The sequence below is a fragment of the Streptomyces sp. Xyl84 genome (assembly GCF_059731885.1).
Map to the genome: position 1 here is coordinate 842,530 of NZ_AP029182.1, position 14,559 is coordinate 857,088.

The window sequence follows — 14,559 nt, forward strand, 5'->3', positions numbered from 1 at the left end:
TTCGTTCGGTGGCGGGGTGACCGGCGTGGTCAGTCCTGGGCGCGGCCCGTGGTGACGCGGGCGATCATGAGGGCGACCAGGATGATCCCGCCGTAGATGGCCTGGATCCAGAACGACGGCACCTGGGCGAGGGTGAGCAGGTTCTGCACCACGCCGAGCAGGAGGACGCCGGTGAGCGCGCCGGACATGGTGCCCCGGCCGCCGTCGAGGCTGATGCCGCCGATGACCGCCGCCGCGAACACGGTGAAGATCATGTTCTGGCCCTGGTTGGCGCTGATCGCGCCGACGTAACCGGTCTGCATGATGCCGCCGACGGAGGCGAGGACGCCCGCGACGACGAACACGCCGAGCATGACCCGTTCCACGCGGATGCCGGCGGCACGGGCCGCGTCCGCGTTGCCGCCGATGGCGTACAGGGCGCGGCCGACGCGGTGGTACTTGAGGACCAGGCCGGTGACGGCGAAGGCGACGGCGGCCAGCCACACCGACAGGGGGATGGTCAGGAAGGTGGTGGTGGCCAGGGAGTAGAAGCTGTCGGGCATGCCGAACAGCGTCTTGCCCTTGGTCGCGCCGACCAGCAGGCCGCGCAGCACGATCAGCATGGCCAGCGTCACGATGAACGCGTTGAGCTTGAACTTGACGACCAGGACGCCGTTGAAGGCGCCGACGACCGCGCCGGCCACGAGGACGGCGAGCAGGGCGAGCGGCGCGGCCAGTTCGGTGCCCCAGCCCGACTGCGCCGCGGGCAGGACGAGGAGGGCCCCGACGGCGGGGGCGATGCCCACGACGGATTCCAGGGACAGGTCGAACTTGCCGGTGATGAGCACCAGTGACTCGGCGAGGACCACCATGGCGAGCGCGGCCGACGAGCCGAGGATGGAGATCAGGTTGCGTTCGGTGAGGAACGAGTCGTTGACGGCCGTGCCGAGCACCATGAGCAGCAACAGGGCGGGCACCAGGGCGAGTTCGCGGGCGCGGCGCAGCAGGACGGTCCGGGCCGGGCCGGCGCCGGCGGCGGCGTGCGGGGGCGCGAGCGGCGGGGCGGCTTCGGTGTCAGCCATGGTCCACTCCTTCGATGGAGGCGATCAGCTCGTGGTCGCGCCAGCCCGCGCGGTGTTCGGCGACGATCCGGCCGTGGAAGAGGACGAGGACGCGGTCGCAGCGGCGCAGGTCGTCGAGTTCGTCGGAGACGACGAGCACGGCGGTGCCGTCCTCGCGGGCGCTGTCCATACGGGCCAGCAGGGACTCCTTGGACTTCACGTCGACGCCGGCGGTGGGGTTGATGAGGACGAGCAGTCGGGGGTCACCGGCGAGGGCGCGGGCCATGACGACCTTCTGCGCGTTGCCGCCGGACAGGTCGGACACCGGCTGTTCGGGGCCTTCGGTGTGGATGCCGAGGCGGTCGATCAGCTCGCGGGCGAAGCCGCGCCGGGCACCGGTGCCGACGAAGCCGTGGCGGCCGAGGCGGTCCAGGACGCTCAGGGTGACGTTGTCGCCGACGGTCATGCCGGCCACCAGACCCTGCTCGTGCCGGTCGCGCGGGACGCAGCCGACGCCCGCCGTCAGCGCGGCCCGCACGTCACCGAACGGCAGGGCTCGGCCGTCGAGCCGGGCGCTGCCGCCGGTGGGGGTGTGCAGTCCGGCGAAGGTCTCGGCCAGTTCGATCTTGCCGCTGCCGCTGGAGCCCGCCAGCCCCACCACCTCGCCGCCGCGCACGGTGAGGTCGATGTCCTGGTACGCCCCCGAGCCGAGCCCGTGCGCCTCCAGGACCACGGGGGCGTGGGCGGCGACGGGCTCACGCCCGAGACCGCTCTCGGTGACCGATTCCCCCGCCATGGCCTCCACCAGGGCGGCCCTGGGCAGGTCGGCGACGGGGGCGGTGGTGATCCAGCGGGCGTCGCGCAGCACGGTGACGGTCTGGCAGACCTCGTACACCTCCTGGAGGTGGTGGGAGATGAACAGGAAGGTGACCCCGGAGTCCTGCAGGGCGCGCATGCGGGTGAACAGCCGATCGATCTCGCGGTTGTCGAGCTGGGCGGTGGGTTCGTCCAGGACGATGAACCGCGCGCCGAAGCTCAGCGCCCGCGCGATCTCGACCATCTGCCGGTCCTCGACCTTGAGTTCCGAGGTGCGGGCGCCGGGGTCGACGCGCACGTCCCAGGTGGCGAGGAGGCCGGCGGCCTCCTGGCGCAGCCGCCGCCAGCTGATGAGCCCTCCGCGTCCGGTCGGCTGCCGGTTGATGAACAGGTTCTCGGCGACGGTGAGTTCGGGGACGACGGTCGGCTTCTGGTAGACGCAGGCGACCTTGCGGCGCCAGGCGTCGCGGTCGGTGAGCGGCGGGGCGCTCACGCCGTCGAAGCGGACCTCGCCCTCGTCGGGGGCCTGGAGGCCGGTGAGGAGGGTGACGAGGGTGGACTTGCCGGCGCCGTTGCGGCCGACCAGGGCGTGGGACTCGCCGGACCGTACGGTGAGGCGGCCGTCGGCGAGGGCGACCGTGGCGCCGTAGCGTTTGGTGACGCCCCGCGCCTCCACCAGCGGGGCGGTGTGGGTGGCGCTCATCGGACCGTGTTGCCCCACAGCTTGGGGTCGTCGACGTTGTCCTTGGTGACCAGGGGTGCGGGCAGCTGGTCCTCCAGGGTGCCGTTGGGCAGCTTCACGATGGTGGAGCCGTGGTCGGTGGGGCCCGGCGTGAACGTCTTTCCCTGCATGGCCGCCTTGACGTAGTACATGCCGTACTTGGCGTAGGCGTCGGCCGGCTGCGAGACGGTGGCGTCGATCTCGCCCTTGCGGATGGCGTCGAACTCCTGCGGGATGCCGTCGTTGGAGACGATCGCGATGTGCCCGGCCGTCCCGGCCTTCCTCAGCATGTTCTTGGACTTCAGGGTCTGCAGGGTGGGCGCGAGGTAGACGCCGCCGGCCTGCAGGTAGATGCCCTTGAGGTCGGGGTTGGCGTTCAGGAGCGTGTCCAGTTTGGCGGCGGCGGTGTCGGACTCCCACTTGGCGGGGATCTCCAGGACCTTCAGCCGCGGGAAGCTCTTCTTCACGCAGGCGCGGAACGCCTCCGAGCGCTCACGGCCGTTGACGGAGGCGAGGTCGCCCATGATCTGCACGACCTTGCCGGAGCTGATGTGCGCGCCGAGGTACTGGCAGGCCTTCTCGCCGTAGGCGACGTTGTCCGCGCGCACGACCATGGCGACCTTGCCCTTGTCGGGCGCCACGTCGACGGCGACCACGGGCACGCCCTTGCGTTCGGCCTGGTCGAGGCCGGCCTGGATGGCGGCACTGTCCAGCGGGGCCACGACCAGGCCCTTGACGCCCTGGTTCAGCTCGTTGTTGACGTCCGTGATCTGCTGCGAGGGGTCGCTGTTGGAGTTGACCGTCTTCAGCGCGTCGACGCCTTGGGACGTGGCCATCTTGGGCACGTAGTCGTTGTACGACTGCCAGAACGGCGAGGTCAGCAGGGGGAGGATCACTCCGACCTTGCCGCTGCCGTCGCCCTTGGCTCCGGTGGCGCCGGTGTCCTTGGTGCTGCCGCAGGCCGTGAGCGCCAGGGCGCCGCAGGCGGCCGCGGCCGTCGCGCGCACCGCCCAGCCGAAGGCCCGCCCCTCGTTCCGCCACCTGCTGTGCCGCCGCCTGCCTTGCCGTCCGTTCCGCACTTCTGTGCCGGCCATCTGTCGGCTCCTCATCGAGCGAGATCGAGCAGTTGCCCGCATACTTATCAGACCACTTGGCGCGGACAACACCCTCCGGAGCCAGGTTTTCGCGCCGCTCGGCCATAGTGGTCGGACCACCTCGGTGATTAGACTGCGGCGCACGGCGACAGGAGGAGTGGCGTGGACGAGATGCCGACCGGCCCGGCAGGGCAGACGGAGGCGGAGAGCGCCGTGAGTGCCTCACCCGCCGGTGCCGGGCCGAAGGGCACGGTGACGCAGCGCGCCATCGACCAGGTCAAGGCGATGATCGCGGAGGGCCGGCTGGAGCCCGGCCAGCGGCTGCCCACCGAACGCGACCTGGCGGCCGGACTGGGCATCTCCCGCAGTTCGATGCGCGAGGCGATCCGCGCGCTCACCGTGCTCGGCGTGCTGGAGGCCCGGCACGGCTCCGGCATCTACGTCACCCAGCTGGAGGCCGGGGACCTGCTGGAGACGTTCGGTGTGGTCGCCGACCTGACCCGCGGCCCGGCCCTGGTCGAACTGCTGGAGGTGCGCCGGGTCCTGGAGTCGACGGCGACCGCGCTGGCGGCGGCCCGGATCACCCCGGAGCGGCTGGCCGAGGTCGAGAAGCACCTGACGGCGATGAACGCCACCGACGACCCGGAGGAGATCCTCGCCCACGACCTCGCTTTCCACCGGGAGATCGCGGGGGCGGCGGGCAACGAGACGATGGCCGCGATCCTGGACGGCCTGTCCTCGCGCACCTTCCGCGCCCGGGTCTGGCGCGGCTACCAGGAGGAGGGCGCCTTCGCCCGCACCCGCCGCGAACACGCCGCGATCTTCCGGGCGTTGACCGCCCACGACCCGGAAGCGGCCCGCGCGGCGGCGGCGGCCCACGTCGGCGAGGTCGAGGAATGGCTGCGTACGCAGACGGGGCGGTAGGGGCGGCAGCCCGGTGGTACGGGACGGATGCGTCCGCGCGTGAAACGCCGCAGGGCGGCCCGGCGATCGCTCGCCGGGCCGCCCTGCGCGGCAGGCTCAGGCGCGCCGCAGCCGCAGCGTCACCAGCTCGAAGGGGCGCAGCCGTACCGCCACCCGCTCACCGTCGCGCTCCACGGGCGCCGCGTCGGCCAGGGGCCGCTCCAGCAGGTCCGTGACCGTCGCGTCGGCGACCTCGAACCCGGCCGTCAGCGTGGCGCGGGCCCGGCCGCCGTGGGCCTCGTGGAAGCGGACGACCACGTCACCGCTGCCGTCGTCGGCCAGCTTCACGGCGGTCACGACGACCGCGTCGTCGTCGACGCCCACCAGCGGCGCGACCTCGCCGGCACCGGTCAGCCGCCGCTCGGGGACGTTGATCCGCCAGCCCTCGCGCACGGCGTCGGAGATCTCCGCGCCGGGCACCAGGGCGTGCCGGAAGCGGTGGAGTCCCTGGTCGGTCTCCGGGTCGGGGAAGCGCGGCGCGCGCAGCAGCGACACGCGGACCGTGGTGGTCGTGCCCAGGTCGCCGTCGGTGCGGACGGCGCGGGTCACGTCATGTCCGTACGTCGAGTCGTTGACGAGGGCGACGCCCCAGCCCGGCTCGGCGACGTGCACGAACCGGTGGTTGCAGGCCTCGAACTTGGCCGCCTCCCAGGAGGTGTTGGTGTGGGTGGGCCGGTGGAAGTGCCCGAACTGCGTCTCCGACGCGTACCGTTCGGCGTGCACGTCCAGCGGGAAGGCCAGCTTGAGGAACTTCTCCGTCTCGTGCCAGTCGACCTCCGTGTCCACGACGAGCCGTCGCTCGCCCGCCGCCAGCGACAGGACCTGGGTGACGCGGGAGGAACCGAAGGAGCGCACGATCCGCACCGAGGTGCCGTCCTCGCCGGCCGCGACCGAGTCCGCGTCCGTCAGGTCGGTGACGGTGTTGCGGTAGAACTCGTCGACGTCCCAGGCGTCCCACATGTTGGGGAAGTCGGGGTGCAGCTGGAGGAGGTTCGCCGCCCGGCCGGGGGCGACGGTCTCGCGGTCGGCCGCGATGTCGTAGGCCGAGACGACCAGACCGCGTCCGTCGATCTCGACGCGCAGCAGGCCGTTGTCCAGGACGTGGCCGCCGCCCGCGCGCGGGGTGAGCCGGGTCGTGCCCTGGACCGCCGGGGCGGCGGCGCCGCCCGCCGGGACACCGGCACGGGTGTGCGGAGCCGCGTTGAAGACGAGCGGTGTGCCGCCCTCGCCCGCCAGCGCCCGCTGCGCGCCCTCGATGATCTGGTCCAGCTCGGCGGCGACCCGCTCGTAGGTCGCGCGTGCCTCGCGGTGCACCCAGGCGATGGACGAGCCGGGCAGGATGTCGTGGAACTGGTGCAGCAGCACCGTCTTCCAGATCCGGTCCAGGTCCTCGTAGGGGTAGGGGAACCCGGCGCGCACGGCGGCCGTGGCCGCCCACAGCTCGGCCTCGCGCAGCAGGTGTTCGCTGCGCCGGTTGCCCTGCTTGGTCCTGGCCTGGCTGGTCAGGGTGGCGCGGTGCAGCTCCAGGTACAGCTCGCCGACCCAGACGGGCGGTTCGGGGTACTCGGCCTCGGCCTTGTCGAAGAAGGCCTCGGGGGTCTCCCACACGACCTGCGCGGAGCCTTCGAGGTCGCGCAGCCGGGCGGCCTTGGCGACCATCTCGCGGGTGGTGCCGCCGCCGCCGTCGCCCCAGCCGGTGGGTGCCAGCGAGTGCCGGGCGACGCCCTTGTCCTTGAAGTTGCGGGCCGCGTGCGCGATCTCGCTGCCCTTCATGGAGCAGTTGTAGGTGTCGACGGGCGGGAAGTGCGTGAAGATGCGGGTGCCGTCGATGCCTTCCCACTGGAAGGTGTGGTGCGGGAACTTGTTCGTCTGCGACCAGGAGATCTTCTGCGTCAGCAGGCGCTTGGAGCCGGCCGCCTTGATGATCTGCGGCAGGCCCGCGGCGAAGCCGAAGGTGTCGGGCAGCCAGGCCTCGTCGTTCTCGACGCCGAACTCGTCGAGGAAGAACCGCTTGCCGTGCACGAACTGGCGGGCCATGGCCTCCGAGCCGGGCATGTTGGTGTCGGACTCCACCCACATGCCGCCGGCCGGGACGAACCGGCCGTCCGCCACGGCCTTCTTCACCCGCGCCCACACCTCGGGCCGGTGCTCCTTGATCCACGCCCACTGCTGCGCCTGGGACATGGCGAAGACGAAGTCGGGCTCGTCCTCCAGCAGGGCGGTCATGTTGGACGTCGTACGGGCCACCTTGCGCACGGTCTCGCGCAGCGGCCACAGCCAGGCGGAGTCGATGTGCGCGTGACCGACGGCGCTGATGCGGTGCGCGGAGGGCACGGCGGGCGCGGCCAGCACGCCGGTGAGCTGGGCGCGGGCCCGCTCGGCGGTGCCGTTGACGTCCTGGAGGTCCACCAGGTCCAGCGCCCGGTCCACGGCGCGCAGGATCTCGTAGCGGCGCTGGGAGTCGGCGGGCAGCTCGGCCATCAGCTCGCCGAGCACCTCCAGGTCGATGACGAGCTGCCACACGGTCTCGTCGAAGACGGCGAGGTCCATCCGGGTCAGCGTGTACTGCGGGTCGCTGCCCGCGGTCTCCTTGTCGCCGAGCCGGGTGGGCAGGAAGGGATGGTAGTCGAGGATGACGGGGTTGGAGGCGGCCTCGATGTGCAGGCGCACCTCCTCGCCGCCCTCGACGGGGGCGCCGACGCGCACCCACTGGTTGCGCGGGTTGAGGCCCTTCACGGGGGTGCCGTCGGGCCGGTAGACCAGGCCCTCGCACTGGAAGCCGGGCATGTTCTCGTCGAAGCCCAGGTCGAGCAGGGCCTCGACGGTCCTGCCGGCCCACGCCTGTGGCACGGTGCCGGTCACCCGGAACCAGCTGGTGCCCCACGGAGCACCCCAGCGGGCGCCCACCTCGATCGGCTCGGGCGCGGCGGCCAGTCCCTCGGCCACCGGCACGGGCTCCCCGGGCGCGTGCCACACGGCCACGTCCAGCGGGACGGACTCGGGGTACACGGCGGGGCGGATGCGCTCGTCGAGAACGCGCTTGAGGCGGGCTTCGACCAGGCTGCGGTCGTCATGCATGCGGGATGCTCCGTAGGTCGTACGTCAGCGGGTGGATCGGCGGGTGGTTACCAGGGGTGGGTGACGGTGGCGGCGGCCGAGGAGGTGTACAGCTCCCCCACCGCCCGTACCTCGAACCGTACGGCCCGCTCGCCCGGGGCGGGCGTCAGGCCGGTGACGAAGTGGGCGCGCTGGCCGGTGGCGCCGAGGAAGCGGCGGCCGCCGTCGGGCAGCACGCGGTGCACGGTGTAGTGGCGGACCGTGCCCGGTGCCCGGTGGTGCCAGGCGAGCCGGAGGTCGCCGCCCGCGGCGGCGGTGACGCGGACCCTGTGCGGGGCGGTGGGGGTGACGGGCTTCTCGCGGACGGCGAGGGCGCCGAGCCGCCAGCGCACCGGGCCGCCGCCGGTGGCGGTCAGCCGCACCCCGAGCGCGTGCACGGTGCCGGACAGACCGGTGAGCCGCACGGCTGTGGTCCGCCAGCCGTCGCCGCCCGCGGCCGGCAGCGGGAGGTACGTGTACGGCGGCGCGGCCCCGGCCGCGTCCGGCTCCGCGGTCGCCACGGCCAGCTCCACCCGTACGTCGCCCGCGTCCGCGCGGTGGGTGAGTTCGACGACGGTGTTGCGGCCCAGCGGCAGCCGCGTCGCGTACAGGTCCAGGACGGCGGGCCGGTCGAGCGCGCCGTCCACCAGGACGCTGCTGCCGCCGTGCCAGGCGTCCGCGAAGTCGAAGGAGACGGCGGGCCGCTGCCCGTCGGTGCGCACGCTCCAGCGGCGGGAGGGCAGCCGGTCCTGGAGACCGAGGTGGTTCCAGGGGGCGTCGGAGGTGGTCACGCCCCGCTCGTACCAGCGCAGTCCGTGGCCGGTGTTGAAGGTGGAGGCGAACGGCAGGGAGGTGACCGTGGACCGGTCGGCCACGGACACGGCGGGCGCCCGCCAGGTGTCGGCGGGGTCGGGCCGGGACGGGTCGAGGGAGCGGCCGGTCCAGAACCGGTCGTCGGCGGCGTGGAACTGCTCCGGGGTGTGCCCGGCGGGCAGGTGGTTGCGGGTCCACTCGGGTCGGTAGAGGCCGAGGGAGGTGGTGTGCGCGGCGCCCGCGGGCACGATGGCGTCCCAGTCGACGGCGGTGTCGGAGCCGCCCGACTCCACGTCGACACCGGCCCACAGCTCGTAGCGGCTGCGGCCGAGCTGCTCGGCCCTGCGTCCGGAGGAGGCGAGCGAGTCCGGGCTCCAGCGGAAGTCGACGAACATGTCGTCGGCGGCCTGGAACAGCGGCTGGTTCTGTTCGTCGAGCGCGCCCTGCCAGCTCACCGAGCCGGTGACGGTCATCGCGTCGTACCAGGTGATCCGCTGTCCCTCGGCGGCGGCGAGCTGCTTCAGTTCGCTCACGAAGCCGAGCATGGCGGCACCGAGCGCGCTGTCGCCGCCGCCGGTCTCGGCGTTCACGAACCAGCCGTCGAAGCCGTACGCCGCCGCGACCGCCACGAGCTGGGAGGCCAGCGGGTAGTGGCCGGACGCGTCCTGCTGGACCAGGTCGCGGGTCCACCGGAGCTGTCCGCCGTAGGCGGCGGGCGGCAGGAAGACGTTGCCGAGGACGGGGACGCCGTGCCGGTGGGCCGCGTCCACGATCGGCGCGTTGGGGGCGAGGATCAGTCCCTCACCGGACGAGCCGCCCCAGAAGACCAGTTCGTCCAGGTACGCCCAGTGGGTGAGGGCGTAGTAGTCGGCGGTGGCCGATCCCTGGGAGGGGTTGCCCGCGGTGGGGCCGAAGGAGACCAGGGACTGGATCCTGGCCTGTCCGCCGCGGGCGGTGGTGTTCGCCGGTACGGGGGTGAAGCGGGGGGCGAGCGGCACGGAGGCCGCGTTGAAGGCGAGGTCGGTGTCGGTGGCGGCGCGCCAGTCCTTCAGGCTGCGCCAGGTGATGCCGGCGCCCGGGCTGCCGGCGGGCAGCGAGTCGGGGTACCAGTAGGAGGCGTACGGCTGGAGGGACGCGGCGGCACCGGAGGCGGCACCGGCGTGCGGCGCGGCCGCGGCGGCCCGGGCCGGCGGTGCGGCCGGCACCGGCAGGAACGCGGATGCCGCGCCGGCCAGCAGGACGGTGCGCCGGGCGGGCCGGCCGTCGGGACGGCCGGTGCGCCGGACGGGGTGTGTGCTCACGAGCGGGTGCCTCCTGGTGGGTTGGGGAGTACCTGGTCGGGCGTGACGACGTGCGTGATGCCGCGGGCGGCCAGGTGGTCCTGGTCGGCCGCGCGGGTGTCGAGGACGGTGGCGGGGCGGGCGCCGTCGGCGGTGAGCCGGAAGAACGCCTCGAACACGTCACCGCCGGGCGCGCAGCGGGAGCGGGACGCCGGGTCGGCGGGGACGGTGAGCGCGGTGGTGCGCGGGGCCGGGGCACAGGTGTGCTCGCGGGCGGCGCGGGCGAGGGTGCGGGCGATGTCCTTGGGCCGGCGGTCGTTGGTGAGCAGGCCGAGGCTGTACTCGAGTTCGGGGAAGTCGGCCAGCTCGCGGGAGACGTCGTGGGAGCACCACCAGGTGATGCCCCACAGGTCGGGGCAGTCCAGGGCGTTGGCGACGGTGGCCTCGGTGAAGGCGGCGGCGTGCTCGGCGGGGATCAGCGGGGCGGGGGCGCCGACCTCCTGGAGCCAGACCGGGCGGTGCGCGTCGCCGGCCCAGGCCTTGCTGAGTTCGATCAGGTAGGCGGCGTGGTGCTCGGTGGGCACGGAGGTGCGGCCGTGGCGCTGGGCGGTGCCGTTGAAGACCCAGGAGTGGACGGCGGTGAGGGCGCCGTGCCGGGCGGCCTGGGCGGGGGTGAACGGCATGTCGTCCTGGTACCAGGTGGCGTCGTACTCGGCGTGCAGGTGGAGCTTGCCGGGGGCGCCCTTCTCGCAGGCGGCGAGCATGCGCTCCAGCCAGGCGTCGATCTGCTCGGCGGTGGCCCGGTCGGGGTCGGGGTGGGGCCCGGCGGAGAACTGGTTGACCTCGTTGCCGAGGGTCATGCCGAGGAAGTTGGGGCGGTCGGCGAGGGCGGCGGCGAGGGTGCGCAGGTAGGCGGCCTGACCGTCGAGGACCTCGGGGTCGGTGAAGAGGTTGCGGCGGTGCCAGGTGCGGGTCCAGGCGGGCAGGAAGTCGAAGCTGGACAGATGTCCTTGCAGGCCGTCCACGTTGACGTCGAGCCCGCGTTCGCCGGCCGCGTCGACGAGCCGGACCAGCTGTTCCACGGCGCGGGGGCGGATCAGGGCGCGGTCGGGCTGGAAGTAGGGCCACAGCGGGAAGACGCGGATGTGGTCCAGGCCGAGCGCGGCGATGGAGTCCAGGTCGGCGCGTACGGCGTCGAGGTCGAAGTCGAGCCAGTGGTGGAACCACCCCTGGCTCGGGGTGTAGTTGACGCCGAAGCGCACGGCAGAAGGCATGCGGGGGTCCTTGCGGGTGGGGGTGCGGTGTTCAGGCCTGGGAACTGCGGTGGCACGGGGCCGGGGACGGCCCCCGGTGGGGGCCGTGCCCGTCAGCCCTTGACGGCGCCCTCGCCGACCCCGCGGAAGAAGTAGCGCTGGAGGCAGGCGAAGAGGGCGATCAACGGCGCCACGGCGATGACGGTGCCCGCGGCGACGAGCCGTTCGTCGTTGGCGAAGGTGCCGTGCAGGTAGTTGAGGCCGATGGTCAGGGTGAACCTGGACGGGTCGCTGAGCACGATCAGCGGCCACAGGAAGTCGTCCCAGGCGCCCATGAAGGCGAAGATCGCGACGACAGCGAGGGTGCCCTTCACCGACGGCAGCGCGATCCGCAGGAACCGCTGCCAGACGTTGGCACCGTCGACGTAGGCGGCCTCCTCGATCTCGTAGGGCAGGTTGAGGAAGGCGTTGCGCATCAGCAGCACGTTCAGGGAGGCGACGGCTCCGGGCAGCAGGACGCCGATGAGCGTGTTGTTCAGGCCCAGTTCCCGCATGGTCGTGAACTGGGCGATGATGATGCCCTCGGCGGGCACCAGCATGGCCAGCACGAAGACGAGGGTGGCCACCCTGCGGCCGCGGTAGCGCAGCCGGGCCAGGGCGTAGCCGGCGAGGGCGGAACCGACGCAGTTGGTGACGACGTTGGCGGCGGCGACCTTGAGGGAGTTGAAGGCGTAGTCCCACACCGGGATGGTGTCGGCGACCCGCTCGTAGTTGTGCAGGGTGGGGTGGCCGGGCAGGAACTTCGGCGGTGAGCTGAAGATGTCCTCGGTGGGGCCCTTGAGCGAGGTGGACAGCTGCCACACGAACGGGCCGACGGTCAGGGCGAGGACGGCGAGCAGCAGCACGTAGCGCAGGACCAGTTCCCACACCCGGTGGCGGCGGCCGTTCTCGTCGGTGAAGCGGGGCTTGCGGGGGCGCGCCGGCGTCCTGCCGGCCGGGGTCTGCACGGTGCTCACGCGTCCTCCTTCCGGTCGGCGCGCAGGACGAGCAGCATGAGGATCACGGTGATGACGAAGACGACCAGGGAGATGGCGGAGGCGTAGCCGACACGGCCGGTCAGGCCGGTGCCGGTGCGCTGGATGAGCATCACGAGGGTGGTGTCCTCGCCGGCCGGGCCGCCGCTGGGACCGGCCATCAGGTACACCTCGGAGAACACCTTGAAGGCGGCGACCGAGGAGAGCGCGGCGACCAGGACCATGGTGGAGCGGACGGCGGGCACGGTGACGGTGAAGAAGCGGCGCACCGCGCCCGCCCCGTCCACGGCGGCGGCCTCGTGCAGTTCGCGGGGCACGTTGGCGAGCGCCGCGAGGTAGACGATCATGTAGTAGCCGAGGCCCTTCCAGACCGTGACGGCCATGGCGCTGACCAGCAGCAGCCACTGGTCGCTGAGGAAGCCGACCTTGCCCAGCCCGACCGTCTCCAGGAGCGAGTTCACCAGGCCGCGCTCGTCCAGCATCCACACCCAGATCAGGCCGACCACGACGATCGAGGCGACGACCGGGGTGTAGAAGGCGGACCGGAAGAAGGTGATGCCCGGGATGTTCTTCTGCACCAGCAGGGCGAGCAGCAGCGGCAGGATCACCAGTGCCGGAACGACGCCGGCCATGTACAGCGTGCTGTTGCGCAGGCCGATCCAGAAGGCGTCGTCGTGCAGCAGCTCGCGGAAGTTGGCGAGGCCGACGAAGTGGCCCGGGAGCAGGGTGCGGCGGTCGGTGAAGGCGTTGATCACCGTGGAGACGAACGGGTACAGGATGAAGGCGCCGGTGACCAGCAGTCCAGGGGCGGCGAACAGCCATGGACTGGTGGGCAGTTGACGTCGTACCCGGGTCGCCGGGCGGCCTGTGGCGCGGCGGCCGGGACGCCCGTCCGGGCGCGCGGCGGGCGCCCGGGAGACGGTCGAGGTGGACATGGTGCGTTATCCCTGCTGCTTCAGAAGCTGGTCACACGCCTTGACAGCGTTGTCGAGGGCGTCCTTGGGGCTCTGCTTGCCCTGGAGCGCCTTGGCGACCTCGTTGCGCAGCGCGGTCTTCATCTGGTCGCTGAACTGCACGGGCGTGTAGTTGACCGCGGTCTTCAGGGACTTGGCGGCGGCGATGCGGACGCGGGTCACGTCCGTGCCGTCCTCCTTGGTGAAGTACGGGTCGTTCAGCGAGCCGGCGGTGCTCGGGAAGATGGCGACCTTCTTGGCGAACGACATCTGGTGCTCGGCGTCGGTGACGAAGTGCGCGAAGGCGACCGCGGTGGGCGTGTTCTTGGTCTTCGCGTTCACCATCAGGCCCTGGACGTACATGTTGACGTGGCCGGTGCTGGTGATCTGGTCGGTGATGCCGATGTTCTTGTACAGGTTCGGCGCCTGCTTCTTGAAGTTGTCCAGGTCCAGGGCGCTGCCCGGGTTCATGGCCACGGCACCGGTGAGGAACTTCTTGCCGGTCGACTCGGGGGTGGCGGTCAGCGCCTGCGGGTCGAGGGCCTTGGCGTCGTACAACTGCTTGTACTTGGTGAGGAGTTCGACGCCCTTGGCGTCGTTGAAGGCGAAGCCGGTGCCTTCCTTGTTCGTCAGGGTCGAGCCGTAGCGGCCGAAGTCCTCGATCGTGGGCACGTTGGCGAGGGTGGCGACCTTGCCGCCGGACTTCTGCGCCAGCTGGAGGGCGTCCGTGAAGAGTTCGTCGTACGTCTTCGGCGGCTTCGCGGCGTCCAGGCCGGCCTGCTTGAAGAGCGCCTTGTTGTAGAACAGCGGGCCGGTGTTCAGGTACCAGGGGAAGGCGTACGTGCCGGGCAGACCGGGGACCTGGTGGCTGGCCCAGGCGCCGGGCAGGTACTCGCCCTTGTACTTGGCGGCGGCCTTGTCGAGGTCCATCGCGAGGCCCGCCTTGGCGAGCGGCGCGACCAGGTCCGGGGCGACGTTGACGACGTCGGGCAGGGTGCCCCCGGCCGCGTCCGCGCTGATCTTGTCGGGGTAGCCCTCGGCGGGCTGGTCGACCCACTTGACGTGCGTGCCCGGGTACTTCTTCTCGAAGTCGCCGATCACGCCCTCGAAGTAGTCCTTGAAGTTGGCGCGCAGGTTCCAGGTCTGGAAGGTGATGTCGCCCTCGACCTTGCCGGAGGCGTCCGTCGAACCGGCGTCGTCGCCGCCGGAGCCACAGGCGCTCAACGGCAGGACGAGGGCGGTGACGGCGGCGGCAAGTGCTCTGCGGGATATGGGCACGGTGACACGGCTCCCTTGCGGCGTCGGCGGCTGGTGTCGGCAGTGACGATGCATGCCGAGTTCGTGAAAAGTCAATGGATTCGGCCCTGCTAATGCAACCTCGGCCACATTAGTGCAGGTCAGGGGCGTATGGGAAGGGACTTGCCAGCGAGGACTAATGCGCTTTAGGGTGCTTCCACTCAAGCGCTTTAGTGATCACCGCTGAGAAATGAGGGGGA

At 71.9% G+C, this 14,559-nt stretch carries 10 protein-coding genes; 1 reads left to right on the top strand and 9 read right to left on the bottom strand.

Annotated elements, in window-relative coordinates; all coding sequences use genetic code 11:
- Positions 1 to 29 precede the first annotated feature (29 nt).
- The 3 genes from AC6I72_RS03635 to AC6I72_RS03645 are packed head-to-tail and all read right to left on the bottom strand — an operon-like array spanning position 30 to position 3,671.
- On the bottom strand, positions 30 to 1,061 hold the full coding sequence (locus AC6I72_RS03635; protein WP_497999409.1) for an ABC transporter permease: 1,032 nt from the start codon (positions 1,059 to 1,061) through the stop codon (positions 30 to 32).
- Positions 1,054 to 2,559, bottom strand: coding sequence for a sugar ABC transporter ATP-binding protein (locus AC6I72_RS03640; RefSeq protein ID WP_497999410.1), 1,506 nt, complete (start codon positions 2,557 to 2,559; stop codon positions 1,054 to 1,056). Before AC6I72_RS03640 ends, AC6I72_RS03635 begins: the two co-directional genes overlap by 8 nt.
- Complete coding sequence (locus AC6I72_RS03645; protein WP_497999412.1) at positions 2,556 to 3,671, bottom strand: sugar ABC transporter substrate-binding protein; 1,116 nt, start codon at positions 3,669 to 3,671, stop codon at positions 2,556 to 2,558. The genes AC6I72_RS03640 and AC6I72_RS03645 overlap by 4 nt, the downstream gene beginning before the upstream one ends.
- A 162-nt stretch (positions 3,672 to 3,833) precedes the next feature.
- On the opposite strand from AC6I72_RS03645, the gene AC6I72_RS03650 reads away from it, so the two are divergent.
- Positions 3,834 to 4,595 carry a FadR/GntR family transcriptional regulator gene (locus AC6I72_RS03650; protein ID WP_497999414.1) on the top strand — a complete coding sequence of 254 codons (762 nt, stop codon included), beginning with the start codon at positions 3,834 to 3,836 and terminating at the stop codon, positions 4,593 to 4,595.
- A gap of 96 nt (positions 4,596 to 4,691) precedes the next feature.
- Here the strand turns inward: AC6I72_RS03650 and AC6I72_RS03655 are convergent, their stop codons facing one another.
- The 6 genes from AC6I72_RS03655 to AC6I72_RS03680 form a co-directional block, all read right to left on the bottom strand.
- Positions 4,692 to 7,712, bottom strand: coding sequence for an alpha-mannosidase (locus AC6I72_RS03655; protein ID WP_497999415.1), 3,021 nt, complete (start codon positions 7,710 to 7,712; stop codon positions 4,692 to 4,694).
- Positions 7,713 to 7,759: 47 nt separating this feature from the next.
- The gene (locus AC6I72_RS03660) at positions 7,760 to 9,844 is read right to left on the bottom strand and encodes an endo-beta-N-acetylglucosaminidase (protein ID WP_497999416.1); all 2,085 of its coding nucleotides are present in this window, start codon (positions 9,842 to 9,844) and stop codon (positions 7,760 to 7,762) included.
- A complete protein-coding gene (locus tag AC6I72_RS03665; protein WP_497999418.1) occupies positions 9,841 to 11,097 on the bottom strand; it encodes a glycoside hydrolase 5 family protein in 1,257 nt (418 codons plus the stop codon). The genes AC6I72_RS03660 and AC6I72_RS03665 overlap by 4 nt, the downstream gene beginning before the upstream one ends.
- 92 nt (positions 11,098 to 11,189) lie before the next feature.
- Positions 11,190 to 12,092: a carbohydrate ABC transporter permease gene (locus AC6I72_RS03670; RefSeq protein ID WP_497999419.1), complete on the bottom strand. Its 903-nt coding sequence runs from the start codon at positions 12,090 to 12,092 to the stop codon at positions 11,190 to 11,192.
- Positions 12,089 to 13,045, bottom strand: coding sequence for a carbohydrate ABC transporter permease (locus AC6I72_RS03675; RefSeq protein ID WP_497999420.1), 957 nt, complete (start codon positions 13,043 to 13,045; stop codon positions 12,089 to 12,091). The genes AC6I72_RS03670 and AC6I72_RS03675 overlap by 4 nt, the downstream gene beginning before the upstream one ends.
- A gap of 6 nt (positions 13,046 to 13,051) precedes the next feature.
- Complete coding sequence (locus tag AC6I72_RS03680) at positions 13,052 to 14,341, bottom strand: ABC transporter substrate-binding protein (protein ID WP_497999421.1); 1,290 nt, start codon at positions 14,339 to 14,341, stop codon at positions 13,052 to 13,054.
- Between the last annotated feature and the right edge of the window lie 218 nt (positions 14,342 to 14,559).

Coding starts and splice junctions, on each gene's coding strand:
- AC6I72_RS03635 (WP_497999409.1), bottom strand. CDS start 1,061: ATGGCTGACACCGAAGCCGCCCCGCCGCTCGCGCCCCCGCACGCCGCC.
- AC6I72_RS03640 (WP_497999410.1), bottom strand. CDS start 2,559: ATGAGCGCCACCCACACCGCCCCGCTGGTGGAGGCGCGGGGCGTCACC.
- AC6I72_RS03645 (WP_497999412.1), bottom strand. CDS start 3,671: ATGGCCGGCACAGAAGTGCGGAACGGACGGCAAGGCAGGCGGCGGCAC.
- AC6I72_RS03665 (WP_497999418.1), bottom strand. CDS start 11,097: ATGCCTTCTGCCGTGCGCTTCGGCGTCAACTACACCCCGAGCCAGGGG.
- AC6I72_RS03655 (WP_497999415.1), bottom strand. CDS start 7,712: ATGCATGACGACCGCAGCCTGGTCGAAGCCCGCCTCAAGCGCGTTCTC.
- AC6I72_RS03675 (WP_497999420.1), bottom strand. CDS start 13,045: ATGTCCACCTCGACCGTCTCCCGGGCGCCCGCCGCGCGCCCGGACGGG.